The sequence below is a fragment of the Alcanivorax xiamenensis genome (assembly GCF_009846745.1).
In the GTDB taxonomy this organism is placed as follows: domain Bacteria; phylum Pseudomonadota; class Gammaproteobacteria; order Pseudomonadales; family Alcanivoracaceae; genus Alloalcanivorax; species Alloalcanivorax xiamenensis.
Genome location: NZ_AQPF01000011.1, coordinates 39,032 through 56,110 on the forward strand (window position 1 = coordinate 39,032; position 17,079 = coordinate 56,110).

The 17,079-nt window shown below is 58.9% G+C and carries 11 protein-coding genes; 10 read left to right on the plus strand and 1 reads right to left on the minus strand.

All coding sequences use genetic code 11. From position 1 onward, the window contains the following. Positions 1 to 52 precede the first annotated feature (52 nt). Both A6D6_RS09315 and A6D6_RS09320 read left to right on the plus strand, forming a co-directional pair. Positions 53 to 880, plus strand: coding sequence for a type 1 periplasmic-binding domain-containing protein (locus tag A6D6_RS09315; protein WP_133490379.1), 828 nt, complete (start codon positions 53 to 55; stop codon positions 878 to 880). Continuing rightward, on the plus strand, positions 880 to 2,763 hold the full coding sequence (locus tag A6D6_RS09320) for an ATP-binding protein (RefSeq protein WP_236564057.1): 1,884 nt from the start codon (positions 880 to 882) through the stop codon (positions 2,761 to 2,763). The genes A6D6_RS09315 and A6D6_RS09320 overlap by 1 nt, the downstream gene beginning before the upstream one ends. Here A6D6_RS09320 and xseA read toward each other — a convergent pair. Continuing rightward, positions 2,729 to 4,072, minus strand: coding sequence for an exodeoxyribonuclease VII large subunit (xseA, locus tag A6D6_RS09325; protein WP_159660602.1), 1,344 nt, complete (start codon positions 4,070 to 4,072; stop codon positions 2,729 to 2,731). The genes A6D6_RS09320 and xseA overlap by 35 nt on opposite strands. A 322-nt stretch (positions 4,073 to 4,394) precedes the next feature. On the opposite strand from xseA, the gene guaB reads away from it, so the two are divergent. From guaB to A6D6_RS09365, 8 genes are all read left to right on the plus strand, one after another. Next, complete coding sequence (gene guaB / locus A6D6_RS09330) at positions 4,395 to 5,864, plus strand: IMP dehydrogenase (RefSeq protein WP_159660556.1); 1,470 nt, start codon at positions 4,395 to 4,397, stop codon at positions 5,862 to 5,864. Positions 5,865 to 6,033: 169 nt separating this feature from the next. Then, positions 6,034 to 7,605, plus strand: a complete 1,572-nt coding sequence (gene guaA, locus A6D6_RS09335) for a glutamine-hydrolyzing GMP synthase (protein WP_159660557.1) — start codon at positions 6,034 to 6,036, stop codon at positions 7,603 to 7,605. Positions 7,606 to 7,850: 245 nt separating this feature from the next. Continuing rightward, the gene (locus A6D6_RS09340) at positions 7,851 to 8,348 is read left to right on the plus strand and encodes an RIP homotypic interaction motif-containing protein (RefSeq protein ID WP_159660558.1); all 498 of its coding nucleotides are present in this window, start codon (positions 7,851 to 7,853) and stop codon (positions 8,346 to 8,348) included. Between the two features lie 88 nt (positions 8,349 to 8,436). Continuing rightward, entirely contained in the window at positions 8,437 to 9,381 is a 945-nt protein-coding gene (locus A6D6_RS09345; protein ID WP_159660559.1) for a hypothetical protein, read from the plus strand. 72 nt (positions 9,382 to 9,453) lie between these two features. Then, a complete protein-coding gene (locus A6D6_RS09350) occupies positions 9,454 to 10,155 on the plus strand; it encodes a hypothetical protein (protein WP_159660560.1) in 702 nt (233 codons plus the stop codon). Positions 10,156 to 10,282: 127 nt separating this feature from the next. Beyond that, positions 10,283 to 10,711 carry a hypothetical protein gene (locus A6D6_RS09355; RefSeq protein WP_159660561.1) on the plus strand — a complete coding sequence of 143 codons (429 nt, stop codon included), beginning with the start codon at positions 10,283 to 10,285 and terminating at the stop codon, positions 10,709 to 10,711. 121 nt (positions 10,712 to 10,832) lie between these two features. Further along, positions 10,833 to 13,805 (plus strand): TrlF family AAA-like ATPase, encoded by a 2,973-nt coding sequence (locus A6D6_RS09360; protein ID WP_236564058.1) that lies wholly within the window; start codon positions 10,833 to 10,835, stop codon positions 13,803 to 13,805. Between the two features lie 482 nt (positions 13,806 to 14,287). Further along, positions 14,288 to 17,029 (plus strand): AAA domain-containing protein, encoded by a 2,742-nt coding sequence (locus A6D6_RS09365; protein WP_159660563.1) that lies wholly within the window; start codon positions 14,288 to 14,290, stop codon positions 17,027 to 17,029. Positions 17,030 to 17,079 lie beyond the last annotated feature (50 nt).

A 17,079-nucleotide genomic window follows, 5' to 3' on the forward strand; every position in this document is an offset into this window, starting at 1 on the left:
TCGCACCGTGGGGAGGTCGCTGAGCGTGCGCTGGTCAAGGAAGGCCCGGATTTTGCTCGCTACCCTTGCGTTGTACTCCCTGTCGGCGGCCGCCGACGACCCGCTGCGGCTGCGCGTGATCAGCGACCAGCCGCAGCAACGCGGCGACTTTCTATTGGCCCTGGAACAGGTGTCGACGCCGCTGTCCTGGAATCTGGTGGACAGCGGCGCCGACGTTACCCTGGCTTTGGCGGCCGCTCCGTTTCGGCGCGCGGTGGAAGAGGGTGGGCCGGTGCTCGGCATTTCGGTGCCGCCGGCGGTGGTTGACGAGGCCAGACGCCGGGATTGCCAGTGTAGCGCGATCTGGAGTGGCGTGTCGCTGGAACAACAGTTGCGCCTGATCGAAATCCTGTTTCCCGGAGTCAACCGCGTTGGTGTCTTGTACGGCCCCGACAGTGCCTGGCAGCCTCTGCCTTCGGCGGCCACCGCTTCCCTGCAACTGGATTGGGTATCGGTTTCCTCCGCCGCCGGCATCGGACCGCTGCTGAGAAGGCACTTGCCACAGTGGGATTTGCTGTTACTGCCGGAAGACGAGACGCTGTTCAACGCCGGCACCGCCAAACTCATTTTACTCTCCGGCTACCGCCAACGGGTGCCCGTGGTCGGACCAGGCCGGGGTTTTGTCAACGCCGGCAGTGTCGCCAGTGTCCATTCGTCTTTGCCGGCGCAGGCCCGGCAAGCATTGCGCTGGCTCGACCAATGGCGGCAACAAGGGCACTGGCCGTCACCGGATTTTGTCGAAGACAGCAGTATCAGCGTCAATGAGCATGTGGCGCGCGCCTATAACCTGCCGTTTTGGGAGCCCCGGGCGTTACAGCAAAGATGGGAGGAGCAACCGTGATGGCCCAGGGGGGGATTCGCCGGCAACTGCGCTGGCTCGGTGTGATACCGGCGCTGATCATGCTGGTTCTGGTGCTGGTGACGCTCACCTGGCAGCGCTTGCAGGACGCCGACAACGAAGTGCGCGAGCTGGGCGGTTTCCTGGCCCGCCAACTGGCCGCCACGGCTGAGTACGGTGTGCTCTCCGGCAACACCTCGGAGTTGCGTCGGCACGCCAACATGGCGCTGCAGCGCCCGGACGTTTACTACGTGGCGTTCCGTGACGAGAGCGGCCAGGTGCTGTTGAGCGAAGGCCGGGCCACCAGCGACGGGCGCGGCGAGCTGCTGGAATTCCGTGCCGGCATCTACCGGCAGCCGCTGTCCGCTTCCGAAGCCGACCGCTATGTGGACCCCGGGGACCGGGTCGGCGAAGTGGTACTGGGGCTGGCTCCGGAACTGCTGGCGGTGCGACAGAAAGAAATCCTCACCGCCAGTCTGGTGCCGGCCCTGCTGGCGATGATGGTGGGCCTGGTGTGCGCCGGTTATCTGGCCCGCCGCATCGCCGAGCCGCTGTCCTATTTGTCCGGCCTGGTGCGGGTGATTCGCGGCGGTGATTACCGCGCGCGTGGCGATCATCATCTGCAGGGAGAGCTGTCGGACCTGCAACGGGACATCAACGAACTGGCCTCCGGACTGGAGCGTGCCCGCGCCGATCAGCAACGGGCCATGGGCGAGTTGCGCCAGGCCCATCGCAGCGCGCAGCAGGCCAGCCAGGCGAAAACCGATTTCCTGGCGATGATGAGCCATGAACTGCGCACCCCCATGAACGGTGTGCTCGGCATGCTGCAACTGCTGGAAACCACCCGGCAGAACGACGAACAGCGCGAATACACCCAGGCGGCGCTGGAGTCCACCGGCCACCTGCTGGAAGTGATCAACGACATTCTCGATTTCTCGCGCATCGAAGCCGGGCGCATGGACATCGACCAGACCTTCTTCGCCCCCGGCCCGCTGCTGGAAAACTGCATCGGCACGTTCCGCTACGTTGCCCGCCACAAGGGCCTGTACCTGGAACTGGAAGGGCTGGAGCAACTGGAAGGCTATGACCTGTATTCCGACCCCACCCGGCTACGCCAGATTCTCAGCAACCTGATTTCCAACGCGGTGAAGTTCACCGAGCAGGGCGGGGTGCGGGTGACGATCCAGGCCGCCGCCGACGAGCACGGCCTGATGAATCTGTCGCTGTCGGTCACCGACACCGGCATCGGCATCTCGGACGCCCAGCGGGATCGCCTGTTCGTGGCGTTCTCGCAGCTGGACGCGTCACCGTCACGCCGTTATGGAGGCACCGGCCTGGGGCTGGCCATCGCCCGCCGGCTGGCGGAGATGCTCGGCGGCGATCTGACGGTCAAAAGCCGGGCCGGGGAGGGCAGCTGCTTCACTCTGCGGCTGCGCGTGCGCGCCCGGGTCGCCGGAGAGCAGGCCAGCGACGGCCCGAGCATCGACGATGGTCATCTGCGCGGCCGCGCCTTGCTGGTGGAGGACAACCTGGTCAACCGCATGGTGGCGGCCCGGATGCTGGAAAACCTGGGGCTGGACGTGGTCAGCTGCGGCGACGGCGAAACCGCGCTCAACACCATCCAGGGGGAAAACTTCGACGTGGTGCTGATGGACGTGCAAATGCCGGTGATGGACGGCCTGGAAGCGACCCGGGCGATTCGCCGCTGGGAACGGGCGGCGGGTCGCTCGCCGGTGCCGATCATCGCCCTCACCGCCAATGCGCTGGGCGGGGAGCGGGAACGCTGCCTCGCCTCCGGCATGGACGATCACCTGGCCAAACCTTACCGCCGGCAACTGCTGGCGAAGCTGCTCAGTCGTTATCTGAAGACGGTAGAAGTCGAGTGACAGTGGATTCGAAGCGGCCGTCCGCCAGCCGCGTTTCCACGGTCTGGCCTTCCTCGAGCGCTTTCACCGAGCGCAGCGGCTGGCCTTCGGCCAGCGTCAGCGAATAACCCCGGTCCAGCGTCGCCAGAGGACTGGCGGTGTGCAGCCGCCGGCCCAGGCTGGTGAGCCGCTGCTGCAACTGGCCGTGCTGGTGCCGCAGCGGTACCGGCAGCAGGCCCAGCAGGCGTTGCCGCTGCAGCGCCAGCCGCTGGCGCGGAGACTGCTGCATCACCCGGCCTTTCAGGCGATCCAGGCGCGCCTGCAGCAGTGTCTGTTGGTGCCGCAGCGCCCGTTGCAGACGGGCCTGATATTCATCCACCTGCTGCCGCCGCTGCTCCAGCTCCCGTTGCGGGTGGCGCAGCTGCAGCCGGTGGGCCAACTGGCTCAGCCGCTGACGGCGGTATTGCAACGTGCCGGCCACGGCCCGGTGCTGGCGGCGCTGTAGCTGATCCAGCCGCGCCAGAATGGCGTCGCCGTCCGGGCTCACCAGCTCCGCCGCCGCCGAGGGTGTCGGCGCGCGCAGATCGGCGGCGAAGTCGGTCAGCGCCACATCCACCTCGTGCCCCACCGCCGAGACGATGGGGATCGGACAGGCCGCCACCGCCCGCACCAGGGCTTCGTCGTTGAACGCCCACAGATCCTCCAGGGAGCCGCCGCCCCGGCCGATCACCAGCACGTCGCACTCCGCCCGGCGCACCGCCAGATCCAAGGCCCGGCGCAGCTGCATCGGTGCTTCGTCGCCCTGTACCGCCGCCGGATAGACCAGCACCGGAATGCCGGGGCAGCGGCGCTTCAGCACCTGCACCACATCGCGTACCGCCGCGCCGCTGGGGCTGGTGATCACTCCAATGCGGCGCGGCCAGCGGGGCAGGGGGCGCTTGCGCTCGCTGGCGAACAGCCCTTCCGCCTCCAGTTTCGCCTTGAGCGCCTCGAACTGGGCGCGCAGCGCCCCTTCGCCGGCCTCTTCCATGTGCTCCACCACCAGCTGGAAACCGCCACGCGGCACGTACAGCGTGACACGGGCGCGCACCAGCACCTGCTGGCCGTCGCGGGGCTGGAAGCGCAGCAACTGATTGCGATTGCGGAACATGGCGCCGTTGACCTGGGCGCGGTCGTCCTTGAGGCTGAAATACCAGTGGCCGGAACGGGGACGGGACAAATTGGACAGCTCCCCTTGCAACCAGATCAGTGGGAAACTGCCTTCCAGCAGTCCCTGGGCTTCCAGATTGAGACGGCTGATGGAATAGGGTTCGGTGCGTGATGAAGTCATGCCGCGCAATGTAAGCGCCCCCCGCCGCCGCCGCAAGCGTTGCTCTCCACCAGCCGATTTCAACACCGCTGTGGGAAGCTGGCTCGCCAGCGAATTCATCCGGCTCTCCATGGCCCCATTCGCTGGCGAGCCAGCTTCCCACAGTTGAGAGCGATTTCCCGCCGCGATCCCCGATTGCCGCCAAGCACCGCCTTACCGTATAATGCCCCGCTTAATTTAACGGAGCCTTTGGTCCGGTTTGACGTGGCGGCGCCCCATGACCGTCCGGTGCCGCCCGGCATCTTCGGCCAGGCCGAATCTCCCCCAGCTCCCACGGTGCAATATGCTCAGAATTGCCCAAGAAGCCTTGACGTTTGACGACGTTCTGCTCCTGCCTGCCCACTCGGATGTTCTGCCCAAGGATGTGTCCCTCAAATCGCGCCTGACGCGGGAAATCGAACTGAATATTCCGCTGATCTCCGCCGCCATGGACACCGTCACCGAATACCGCCTGGCCATCACCATGGCCCAGGAAGGCGGCATCGGTATCCTGCACAAGAGCATGCCGGTGGAAGAGCAGGCCCGTAACGTGCGCATGGTCAAGAAATTCGAATCCGGCGTGGTCAAGGATCCGATCACCATCAGCCCGGACGCCACCGTGGCGGAGCTGCTGCGTCTCACCGAAGCCAACAACATTTCCGGCGTGCCGGTGGTGGAAGGCGAACAGGTAGTGGGCATCGTCACCAGCCGTGACACCCGCTTCATCACCGACTACGACCAGCACGTGGCCGACATCATGACCCGCCAGGAGCGCCTGGTAACGGTCAAGGAAGGCGCCAGCGCCGACGAAGTGCAAGGCCTGCTGCACAAGCACCGCATCGAGAAAATCCTGGTGGTGAACGAGTCCGGCGCGCTGCGCGGCATGATCACCGTCAAGGACATCGAGAAAGCCACCCGTTATCCCAACGCCTGTAAAGATAGCCAGGGCCGCCTGCGCGTGGGCGCCGCCGTCGGCACCGGCGCCGGTACCGAGGAACGGGTCGCCGCGCTGGTGGAAGCCGGTGTGGATGTGATCGTGGTGGACACCGCCCACGGTCACTCCCAGGGCGTCATCGACCGCGTTGCCTGGGTCAAGAAGCACTTCCCGGAAGTGCAGGTGATTGGCGGTAACATCGCCACCGCCGCCGCCGCCCGCGCTCTGGTGGGCGCCGGCGCCGACGCGGTAAAGGTGGGCATCGGGCCCGGCTCCATCTGCACCACCCGCATCGTCGCCGGCATCGGCGTGCCGCAAATCACTGCGGTTTCCGACGTCGCCGCTGAACTGGAAGGTACCGGCGTGCCGCTGATCTCCGATGGCGGCATCCGCTTCTCCGGCGACATCGCCAAGGCCGTCGCCGCCGGCGCCCACGCCATCATGATCGGCTCCCTGCTGGCCGGCACCGAGGAAGCCCCCGGCGAAGTGGAACTGTTCCAGGGCGGCTACTACAAAGCCTACCGGGGCATGGGCTCCCTGGGCGCCATGTCCGGCTCCACCGGCTCCTCGGACCGTTACTTCCAGGACGCCGCCGCCGGCATCGAGAAGCTGGTACCGGAAGGCATCGAAGGCCGTGTGCCCTACAAGGGCCCGATGAGCGCCATCGTCCACCAACTGATGGGCGGCCTGCGTGCCTCCATGGGCTACACTGGCTGCGCCAGCATCGACGAAATGCGCACCAAACCGGAATTCGTCAAGGTCACCAACGCGGGCATGAAGGAATCCCACGTGCACGACGTGACGATTACGAAGGAAGCACCGAACTACCCCGTGGGGTGAGCCCACGGGAGCCGGACGCTGGACGCCGGACGCCGGACGCTAAAAATCGGACGAGCCAAGGCTCGCCCGATTTTTGTTTTTAAAGCGTCCAGCCTCCAGCGTCTGGCGTCCAGCGTTTACTCAACCGGCGTCCGGCGTCCAGCGTCCGGCGTCCAGCGGAATTTAAACCATGCAAGACATCCACGCCCAGCGCATCCTGATCCTCGACTTCGGCTCCCAGTACACCCAGCTGATCGCCCGCCGCGTGCGCGAAATCGGCGTCTACTGCGAGATCCGCGCCTTCGACGCCACCGCCGAGGACATCGCCGAGTTCGACCCCAAAGGCATCATCCTCTCCGGCGGCCCGGAATCCGTCACCGCCGCCGAGACCCCGCGCGCCCCCCAAGCGGCCTTCGAACAGGGCGTGCCCGTGCTGGGCATCTGCTACGGCATGCAAACCATGGCCGAGCAACTGGGCGGCGCCGTCGTCGCCGGTGAAAAACACGAATTCGGCTACGCCCGCGTCGCCAAAGCCGACGGCAGCGAGCTGCTCAACGGCATCATCGACCACGAAGAAGCCGGCACCGAATACCTGGACGTCTGGATGAGCCACGGCGACCGCGTCGGCGAAGTGCCCGACGGCTTCGTCGTCACCGCCACCACCGACAGCTGCCCCATCGCCGGCATGGCCAACGACGAAAAACGCTTCTACGGCGTCCAGTTCCACCCGGAAGTCACCCACACCCTCCAAGGCGGCCGCATCCTCGAACGCTTCATCCGCGACATCTGCGCCTGCGACGCCCTCTGGACCCCGGCCAAGATCATCGACGACGCCGTCGCCGCCATCCAGGAACAGGTCGGCACCGACCACGTCATCCTCGGCCTCTCCGGCGGCGTCGACTCCTCCGTCACTGCCGCGCTGCTGCACAAAGCCATCGGCGACCAGCTCACCTGCGTCTTCGTCGACAACGGTCTCCTCCGCCACGGCGAAGGCGACCAGGTCATGGAAATGTTCGCCGACCACATGGGCGTCCGCGTCATCCGCGTCGACGCCGAGGACAACTTCCTCACCCGCCTCGCCGGCGTGGAAGACCCGGAACAGAAACGCAAGATCATCGGCAACACCTTCATCGACATCTTCGACGCCGAAGCCGCCAAGCTCACCAACGCCAACTGGCTCGCCCAAGGCACGATTTACCCCGACGTGATCGAATCCGCCGCATCCAAAACCGGCGGCGCCCACGTCATCAAATCCCACCACAACGTGGGCGGCCTCCCCGAAGACATGAAGCTCAAGCTCGTCGAGCCCCTGCGCGAACTCTTCAAGGACGAAGTGCGCAAGATCGGCCTCGAACTCGGCCTGCCGTATGACATGGTCTACCGCCACCCCTTCCCCGGCCCCGGCCTGGGCGTGCGCATCCTCGGCGAAGTCAAAAAGGAATACGCCGACACCCTCCGCCTCGCCGACCACATCTTCATCCAGGAGCTCCTCGACGCCGGCCTCTACCACAAAACCAGCCAGGCCTTCGCCGTCTTCCTCCCGGTCAAATCCGTCGGCGTCGTCGGCGACGCCCGCCGTTACGAATACGTGGTGGCGCTGCGCGCCGTCGAAACCATCGACTTCATGACCGCCCGCTGGGCGCATTTGCCCTACGAATTCCTGGAGAAGGTCTCCAGCCGGATCATTAATGAGATCCCGGGGATCAGCCGCGTGACGTATGACATCTCGTCCAAGCCGCCGGCTACGATTGAGTGGGAATGATCTGATTTAGCCTGCTAGTAAGGGCTTACTTAAAAGGCCGCCGGCACGGGAGTGTCGGCGGCCTTTTTGCGTTTTGGGGCAACGTGCTGGTGAAGATATCAGGAGGCAGCCTGCGGTGGGATTTGTAAGCGGCTGATTTTTCTGCTTTTATTTCAAGTCATAGGAAATCAAGAAAAGGTATATGGCGCCGGCGCGTTTATTGGGTATTCGAGATGGCGTCCTAACACCTGTTAAAAGGAGAAATCATGCGTCTCTTAAAAGAGTTCGAGGATGACGCTCGAATCGAAAAGCAAGATGGTTCTGTAGTCGGCCCATACAAGGCTTCATTTCCCGGCAAGACTATCTTTATTCTTGATGAGAAGGCAGATGTAGAAGAGGGTGACGTAATTCTTCGTGAGCTGCCCGGCGGTAAAGACGAACGCTGCGTGGTCACTGAAGCTACCTTCTATAAACGTGGTGTAGCTGGCATGGGAGCGCATTACCAAATCAAGTATCGCAAAGGTGGGCAATCTGAAATGCAGAAACCTGGTCACACGATCAATATTCATGGCGCTCAATCAGTTCAGGTAGGCGACCACAACACCCAGAACATTATGAACTCCTTTGAGGCTTTGGTGAAAAAGATTGAATCTGCCGATCTTCCGCCCGAGCAAAAGGAAGAAGCGAAAGGCATGCTCCGTAAACTATTACAGCACCCTGCAGTTGTATCGGTCATCGGTGCTGCAGCCGGGGCTGTTTTTTAATAAGTGCAGGTTGTCGGACAGATACTGCGCTGCGCTCCGTACCTGCCGCAACTGCAAGCGTTAGATTGAATTTTTGAGACTGAAACATATGCCTACGACCACAACATCAAGACTTCCACCGCCAACTTCTTGGGATGAGTTTGAAGACGTCTGTAAAAGTTCATTCTCACTGAGGTGGGCTAATCCAAATTTGGCAAGACATGGACGGCAAGGACAGAAACAAGACGGGGTCGATATCTACGGGGTCGATTCTTTACAAAGCTTTGTCGGCATTCAATGTAAAAATACTATTTCCACAATCAGCCAGCAGCTAATAGAAAGTGAGATTTTAAAAGCAGAAAAATTTACTCCTCATCTGGCTGCGCTTTATATTGCGACAACAGCTGATCGTGATGTGAATATTCAAGCCTTTGCGCGCAAGCTCTCTGAAGAAAGAAGAACCCAATGTAAATTCCCAGTTGATGTGGTTTTTTGGCCAGATATTGTCCATGACCTGTCTAGAGAGAAAGCTGTAATTCGGCAGCATTTTCCTCAATACTTCAGTTTGCCCTCTCAAACACCCGAGCAATTAAAGCGTGAAAAGGACATTGATAACATAAGTGCATTTATTGAAGTAATAGATTTCTCTTCAACATACGAACACTTAAGCTGGGGGGCAAAATACATTCATCTATCTATATTAGAGCAGCTGGAGAATATGAATAATGTTGAGCGGTCTCCAGTCTTTAATTTACATGACCAAGATTTACTTGCTGCTGTAAACGAGCTTATAGGTGAATGGAGTGATTTATGTTCTCTTGTGCGCCAAGCGCCATACGACTTAATCGAACATCAAAACACCTTAAGATTCTGTATGCCGGGTGATTTTTGTAGAAACCAAGAAGAGAATGACATGTTTGAAAAAATAGATGGAAAAATAGGTAATCTCATTTTTTCAATTGATGCATTTTGCCAGTTAATTAACATGGCTTATCTAGAGGTCAATTTGGAACGCTCTAGCTTGAAGGCAAGATCACTATATTGGAAAATCTAATAAGCGCATTTGCGACTGGTTTTCCGCTGCGCTCCAAACCAGCCGCAAATGCGGGCGTTGTACCTAAGGGAAATGATGGCTAAAAATTTCCAGTCACCAGAAGATCTTTCGGGCCAACCCAAGGAAATCACCGCGCTTTTTGAGTCAGAATCTGACCGTGGGGCAATCCTGATTATGGCTGCCTACCTTGAAGAAATACTTGGCTGCAATATCGCGGCATATTGCGTTTCGGAAGATGCCGCAAATGACATATTGGACTTTCGCGGTCCGGCAGGAGGTTTTGACCTTAAAATCAGGCTATCTTTCGCTCTTGGTCTACTTCATGAGGAAGAGAAGAGAGGGCTAGAAGCAATCAGGAAAATTAGAAATACAGCTGCGCATTTTGACCGTAAAAAAGGGTTTGATGTACTTTTTGATACTGAGCGAACTCAGGCGCTAGTCCATAATCTGGCTTCAACTAAAAATATAGACACAAATACTGACAGCCCTTCTGCCGTAAAAAGACTATTCTTTTTATCAGTAAGGCTTTTAGTATCAAAGCTTTTCGCTCGTGGTCTTGAGATAATGCCGCCTCAAAAGCCTACAACTCTAAAAGAGAAGGCTAATCATTTTAGAAAATTGATGGTTGGAACTGAGCTCGGGAATGCCTTGGCAAAAGCTGAGGAAGAAGCTCAAAATGGAAATCTAGAGCCATTTATAAAATTGAATGAAGAGATTAAAAGACAACTAGAAGAAAAATTGGCGAGATCCTCGAATGAGAGTGATAAAGTATAATAAGCCAGTGCACTCGGAGCCATCTGCGTTGCGCAATTGTTGTGGTGTCGCTACGCTCCTTTATGCTACAAAAATTGCTTTACTCCGTTGGCCCGGTGTTTGGGGCGCTAGACCTACAGGACAGACTATGTCGCCACTGGAAAAGATTCAAGACAGCTTCTTTGAGCACATCGGTACAGCAGCCGCACTGATCGTGACAGGGCTAATTGGCTGGCTCTCACTTCAGGTCGCCCCAATCATCGCGCCCGTTATTAAGTCATCCTTGCCGCTAGATGCCGTACTGGCGGTTCTCGGTCTTTCGCTCTTTCTCAATGTAGGGCTAACTATAGCCATCTGGCGAGTTGCTTCAGGCCGCCCATCACTTCGCTTACGGAATGGAATCCTTTGGGATTCGGATAAAAATCCACATTGTCCTGTGTGCAAGAACGGTGGCTTGCATTACGGTGAGTGGAGCTATCAGCTCGGCTACTTTTGCAATAGCTGTAACAAGACATTCGGCCTGACAGATGCATCCGGAAAGGACGTTAAACCCGCCGAAGTTATTGCCACATTGTAGGTCTAACGTCTGAATTAAGCCGACGCTGCTTCGCGATGCGGCTCAATTCAGGCGGTAGAACTTTGCTATTGGATCGGGTCGTGTTGACTTAAACAAGAATGATATTCTGGAGATGTAAGTGATGAATCGCGGTTCTGAATGGCATAGATGGGAGCCGCATATCCATGCGCCCGGCACTATCCTTAATAATCAGTTCGGAGTATCCGACCCCTGGGGGTCGTACCTCTCGACACTCGAAGCTTTGACGCCGAAGGTCGAGGCGATCGCGATCACTGACTACTATGTTACCGACACATACGAGGAAATCCTTCAGCATAAGGGCGCAGGCCGATTGCCCGATGTGTCGCTAATCTTCCCTAACATCGAGCTGCGCCTGGACGTGGCAGCGAAAACGGGTTTCGTGAACGTCCATTTGTTGGTCAGCCCTGAAGACCCTGAACACCTTTCAGAGGTGAAGCGTATCCTGAAGCGCCTTCAATTTCATGCTTTTGGCGACCGCTTTGATTGCACGCGCGATGAACTGATAAAGCTGGGCAAGCATGCAGACACCACCATCAATGACGAAGGCGCTGCACTCCGACACGGCGCTACACAGTTCAAAGTCAACTTCGATCAATTGAGAAAAGTTATCGCCGAGAGCGAATGGGCGAAAACTAACATTTTGATCGCTGTTGCTGGTGGTTCCAGTGACGGAACTTCCGGCGTCCGTCAGGCTGCGGACGCGACCGTGCGTCAGGAGATAGAGAAATTCGCCCACATTATCTTCTCGAGTAGTCCCGCTCAACGTGAATTCTGGGTCGGCCAACGGTCCGTCAGCGTCGAAGAACTGCGCTCGCGCTATGACGGATGCAAGCCGTGTCTCCATGGCAGCGACTCCCACGACCAGGAATCCGTTGGGCAGCCAGTCGACAGTCGCTTCTCGTGGATTAAGGGTGCGCTGACATTCGACGCCCTACGACAGGCCTGCATCGACCCGGAAGGCCGGGCCTATGTCGGCGAGAAACCGCCAAACTCAGCCATGCCGTCGCAGGTCATCTCACATCTACACATTGAGAACGCGAATTGGGCGGCTACGCCCGATATTCCGCTCAATCCCGGCCTAGTGGCCATTATTGGCGCCCGGGGATCGGGTAAAACGGCACTGGCCGATGTGATCGCCGCCGGTTGCGACGCAATAACTCCAGTTGGCTGGGAGGCTGACGAAAACGTCAGCCCATCGTTCCTAGCTCGTGCACGCAAACTGATCGGGGATGCCTCGGCGACATTGACTTGGGGCGGCGGCGCGACGGAGACGCGTGCGCTTGATGGCAGTGACGCGAACGGCCATATGTCGTTCCCTCGTGCGAGATATCTATCTCAGCAATTCGTTGAGGAGCTGTGCTCGGCTAAGGGTGTCTCTGATGGTCTCGTCGATGAGATCGAGCGCGTTATCTTCGATTCCCATTCGCAGGACGGCCGTGAGTGGGCGCTCGATTTCGCCGAGCTCCGCGAGCAACGGACCGCTCGCTTCCAGCAAGCCCGCGAGCGTGAGGCGGAGGCGATCGCCGATATCTCCGACGGCATCGCCACCGAGCTCGAGAAAGAGAGCATCGTGATGAGCCTGAGCAAGCAGGTTGAGCAAAAGAAAAAGTTGATTGCCGGCTATACCGCTGATCAGGCTAAGCTAGTGGTGAAGGGGACCGAAGCGCAGGTCGCAAGGCACGCTCAGCTCAGCGAGGCGGCTCAGAAGCTAAGGACCAAAATACAAGCCTACAACAATCAGCGCCGAACTTTCGTCGCTCTGCAGGACGAGGTTGGCAGTATGCGAGCCACTGGCGCGCCTGAAATGCTCCGTCAGATCCAGGCGCGACACATAAACAGTGGCTTAGATGCCAATCAGTGGGACGAGTTCTTGTTGATCTACAAGGGCGATGTCGACAACAGCCTCACAGCCTACATCTCATGGGCCGACGGCGAGGTTCGCAAACTCAACGGTATTCCGCCATCGCCCGGCGCTCCCAATGTAGCCCTGATTGCCGATGACGCAGACCTCGCGATGCTTCCGCTTGCGCAGATCGTTGCAGAGATGACACGACTCGAGGCTCTATTCGGCGCGGACAAGTTAGTTCGTGAGCAATACGCAGCGCTTACAAAGCGGATTGCGCAAGAGAATTCGGCCCTTCAGACCTTGGATGCACGGCTCACTGACGCCAAGGGCGCGGCAGCGCGACGGAAAGACCTGCAAACTGAACGCGACGACACCTATGGCCGCGTATTCGAGGCCATCATAAACGAGCAGAACACGCTGGCTGACCTGTATGCGCCACTCATGGAGCGCCTTTCCTCATCATCGGGCACGCTTAAGAAGCTGAGTTTTTCAGTTCGCAGGATTGCCGATGTCCAGACTTGGGGGGCGTTTGCCGAAGAGGAACTCCTCGACCGGCGCAAGGCGGGGCCTTTTTACGGGCGCGGCTCGTTGATTGCGGCCGCGACGGCCGAACTCAAGCCTGCGTGGGAAACCGGCTCTGCCACTAAGGTCCAGGCTGCCATGACGGCCTTTATGGGAAAATACCTGAAGGACCTCTTATCGCACGCGCCATTTTCCCCGGCACAGCAGACAGAATTCCGTGCTTGGTCGAAGCGGTTCGCACACTGGCTTTTCGGAACCGAACACATCGCAGTCCGCTACGAGATTTCCTACGACGGTGTCGACATCCGCAAGTTGTCACCAGGCACCCGAGGGATCGTCCTGTTGCTGCTCTACCTCGCACTGGACGATTCCGACGACCGACCGCTGATTATCGATCAGCCAGAGGAAAATCTCGATCCAAAATCGGTCTTTGACGAGCTGGTGGCGCTTTTCATCGCGGCGAAGGCCAAACGACAGGTAATCATGGTGACACACAACGCTAATCTTGTGATCAACACCGATGCGGATCAGATCATCGTGGCCGAAGCCGGTCCGCATCTCTCTGGTGGTCTACCGCCCATCAGCTATGTAGCGGGTGGGCTAGAGGACGCTGCGATCCGCAAGGTGGTTTGTGACATCCTTGAAGGTGGCGAGGCCGCTTTTCGGGAACGGTCGAGGCGGCTTCGTGTCCGTCTCGGTCGATAGGTTGGACTATGATGGCAAGTCCGTCCGCGACAAATACAACACCGCAGCGGTCCTTGGGGGGTATGCTGAATAAATCAGATTACGGTGGGGGGGCTAACAATTGGCTGCAAAGTAGCCGATTTCCCGTCGCTTCACGGCTCCAAACCGGCGCTTGAGCCGGGTGCCATGTGCCAACTAACGCGGCGGTGCCTTCACTGCAAAGCCTAACGTGTCGTTTGACTCAGATGTTGCGTGTTATTGGCTTATAGGAGTTGTCGTGGACTGAGGATAAGCTGCGTTTCGCGGCACCCCGCCTGTTCGATCCCCAGAGTCGGACCTAACGGTATACCAGTGGAGTCCATCGTTATATCCCGCCGCTGGCGGAATTGAACAAGTCGCCGCTCGGAACTGGCTTGCCTGTCGGTCTTTTTTTGAACTTTAGGCACGAAGGCTATCAGCCGATAAGTGTTTATTGGAGACGGCGGGGTATGGAATAGGAATCCATGGTTTCAATCTATGTGGGTAAACAAGACAAAACCAGGCAAATCAGTGACTGGCGTATACGTTGGAGCGAGAAATATAGCTCGCTCCAACTGACGTGTTACTTCCCTTCAAAAAAGACTTTCACTCGCCCTCTTAGCGAGTGCCGGGTGGTACCCACCCGTGAGCTGGGGAAGGCGCTTCTGAGAAAGTCCGGTAGCTCGGTGGTCCGGCCCATTGAAAAGGCCACCATTTACGGTGATCGATATGCGGTCGTGTACTATCCGGGTACCGAAAGGCCCTACGTCCACAATGCCGATGAGGTGGCCTTCGTCCCGCCGACTGAGATGAAGGAATCGCCGGTCTTTGAGTATCTAACCGACGTGGCGAGCGCCAGGCAGGATCGCGCGGGCTCGCAGACACAGCACGACATGGCAGCCAATATCGTCCGTCAGCTGGAGAAGCTTCCCGCCTGCGCGGATACTGCCTTGCACGCCTACTGCACCGGACATAATGGCGCCCAGGAGCCGGGTGAGGGGCTGATCTTTCCCTTCGGCCTTAACGAAAGCCAGCTGACGGCTGTGGAACGGGCGTTCAGCGCGCAGATCAGCATGGTTGAAGGACCACCAGGTACCGGCAAGACGCAAACCATCTTGAACATCCTGGCCAATATCCTGCTTCGTGGTAAGACGGTGGCAGTGCTGTCGAATAACAACTCGGCGGTCAGCAACGTCTATGAGAAGCTGGAGAAGTGCGGCCTGGACCACCTGGTCGCCAAGGTAGGGAGCAGAGAGAACCGGGAGGCCTTCTTCAGCGCACTCCCACCCTGGCCAATCGCTAAACCTCAGCCCGAGCCGGCGCCGACTCTGGATAACATTCAGACGGTGCTCTCGACCCTGAAGCAACATCTCCACGACCAGAACCGAGCGGCGCAGCTTCAGGCGGAGATTGACGAGATAAAGATTGAGCGCGGCCACTTACAGCAATGGATGCAAGAGAACCTGATTGAGCCGGCCACCTCACTGGGGAAGTACGGTTTGTCGCCACGCCAGACCACGGATCTTATGGCTTACCTCTCTTACCTGGGAGACGCACCGGTCCGGCTAAAAGACCGTATGGTACTGCTGTTCAAGTTCAGGATTTTCCGTGTCCGACCCTTCGCCGAGGACGTTCGCCTGTCGGCTTTTCATGCCCTCCAGATGCACTACTACGATCAATCGCTACGGGAGAGGCAGGCCGAATGGGAGGCCTGCCGGAAGTCACTGGCGCGCGCCCGGTTCACGGATTTTCTGGACGCTTTGACGACCCAGTCGATGCGCTACCTCAAGCATCACCTGAGCGAGAGAGCACCGAAGCAGCAGGCCTTCGACGCGCGAACCTACCGAAAGCAGTTCGACGCCTTCGTCCGCCGTTTCCCGATCCTTGGCAGCAGCACACACTCCATTGTTAATTCCATCGCGGAAGGCGCCATCCTCGACTACGTGATCATTGACGAGGCCTCCCAGCAGGACATCATCCCCGGCATACTGGCACTGGGCTGCGCGAAGAACCTGATCGTCGTCGGGGACAGCCGCCAACTGGCCCACATCCCCACGGAATCGGGCATTCAAGCTCCGGCGGATGAATACGACTGCGAGCGCAACAGCCTGCTGGATTCGTGCATCGGCGTCTTCAAGGACTCACTGCCCAGAACCTTGCTGAAAGAGCATTACCGCTGCCACCCGCGCATCATCCAGTTCTGCAACCAGCAGTTCTACGACAACGCCCTGGTGCCGATGACGGAGGATAGAGGGGAAATGCCTCTGCGCCTGGTGATCACCGCCAAGGGCAACCACGCTCGACGCAATACTAATCTCAGAGAGGTGGAATCCCTGCGGAAGGTGCTGGATGACGAGGCACCGTCCGGCGGTGCTTGGGTGGATAAGGAGGGGCGGGGCTTCATCGCGCCATTCCGCGCCCAGGTCAGGCTCTCGGAAAATCATCTGACCGCGGATTTTATCAGGGACACGGTCCATAAGTTTCAGGGACGTGAATGCGACGAGATCGTCTTTTCCACCGTGCTGGACAAGAAGCAATCCAACCAGCGGCGGCTAGAGTTCGTCGATGACCCCCGCATGGTCAACGTGGCGGTGTCCAGGGCCAAGAACCGGTTCACTCTGGTGACCGGAGCGGACGTCTTCACCGTGAACAACGCCCACATCGCCGCCTTGGTGCGCTACATCGAGTACTACGGCCAGGACGAGCATGTGAGTAGAGCGCCGGTGGTATCGGCATTCGATCTCCTGTACCAAGAGTACGACGAATCCCTGGCGCGCCTTAACGCCAAGTTGCGGCCAGAGGATTCCCAACATAAGTCCGAGCAGATCGTGGCGCATCTGCTCCGCGAAGCACTATCCGATACTCGGTACCATGGGCTCATGTACCACGACCAGGTCTTGCTGAGTCAGGTGGCGTCATCGGCTAACCTCGAGTTGACCGCGCGTGAGAAAGAGTTCATGGCCAACGGCGCCAGCTGCGATTTCGTGCTGTACTTCAAGGTAGGGAAGCGCCCTTTCGGCGTGATCGAAGTCGACGGCGGCTCGCACGACGAACTGGAGCAAGCCGAGCGGGATGCCCTGAAAGACAACATCCTCAATGAGAGCAAGCTCCCCATCCTCCGCCTGCGTACCGTTGAAAGTGGCATCGAAGAGAAAATTGAGAGCTTTATAAAGGCATCAGTCGGCATGCATGCCCATGATGAACCACCTCTATCGGTTGGTTCGTAGGTGTCTAAACCGAGCTCGCCGGCGTGTTCATGATCTTGCTCCTATTGCGC

Bases quoted from the DNA above. Each gene is read 5' to 3' on its own strand.
- guaA (WP_159660557.1), top strand. From the start codon at position 6,034: ATGCAAGACATCCACGCCCAGCGCATCCTGATCCTCGACTTCGGCTCC.
- A6D6_RS09320 (WP_236564057.1), top strand. From the start codon at position 880: ATGGCCCAGGGGGGGATTCGCCGGCAACTGCGCTGGCTCGGTGTGATA.
- A6D6_RS09360 (WP_236564058.1), top strand. From the start codon at position 10,833: ATGAATCGCGGTTCTGAATGGCATAGATGGGAGCCGCATATCCATGCG.
- A6D6_RS09365 (WP_159660563.1), top strand. From the start codon at position 14,288: ATGGTTTCAATCTATGTGGGTAAACAAGACAAAACCAGGCAAATCAGT.
- guaB (WP_159660556.1), top strand. From the start codon at position 4,395: ATGCTCAGAATTGCCCAAGAAGCCTTGACGTTTGACGACGTTCTGCTC.
- A6D6_RS09350 (WP_159660560.1), top strand. From the start codon at position 9,454: ATGATGGCTAAAAATTTCCAGTCACCAGAAGATCTTTCGGGCCAACCC.
- A6D6_RS09340 (WP_159660558.1), top strand. From the start codon at position 7,851: ATGCGTCTCTTAAAAGAGTTCGAGGATGACGCTCGAATCGAAAAGCAA.
- xseA (WP_159660602.1), bottom strand. From the start codon at position 4,072: ATGACTTCATCACGCACCGAACCCTATTCCATCAGCCGTCTCAATCTG.
- A6D6_RS09355 (WP_159660561.1), top strand. From the start codon at position 10,283: ATGTCGCCACTGGAAAAGATTCAAGACAGCTTCTTTGAGCACATCGGT.
- A6D6_RS09345 (WP_159660559.1), top strand. From the start codon at position 8,437: ATGCCTACGACCACAACATCAAGACTTCCACCGCCAACTTCTTGGGAT.